A 262-nucleotide genomic window follows, 5' to 3' on the forward strand; every position below is an offset into this window, starting at 1 on the left:
AGAGAGCAGCCCCAACAGGCTGACGACAACGCCGATCGGCGCCGAGTCATGTTCGTTGATCCACGCCGCAAGCGAGCCGAGCATGACCAGCAACGCAGCGGCGGCGCTGATCGGGTGCCGCGACGGAGGCGGTACGAAATAGTACGGGCGCTCGTTTTGACCGCTCGTTCTTAATTCTCCACTTCAGTGCAGTTGTTCCGGAAGCTCCAGCCGTATCTTCGACGGCGCGTGGCTAACGCACCGCTTCACTCTAATTCGTGGG

At 61.1% G+C, this 262-nt stretch carries 1 pseudogene; it reads right to left on the reverse strand.

From position 1 onward, the window contains the following. Positions 1–111 (reverse strand): annotated as a pseudogene (locus tag SB753_RS38445) (cytochrome c oxidase subunit 3); the annotation flags it as partial. Positions 112–262: the final 151 nt, after the last annotated feature.

This window comes from Paraburkholderia sp. SIMBA_053, from assembly GCF_046534895.1.
Lineage (GTDB): Bacteria > Pseudomonadota > Gammaproteobacteria > Burkholderiales > Burkholderiaceae > Paraburkholderia > Paraburkholderia caledonica.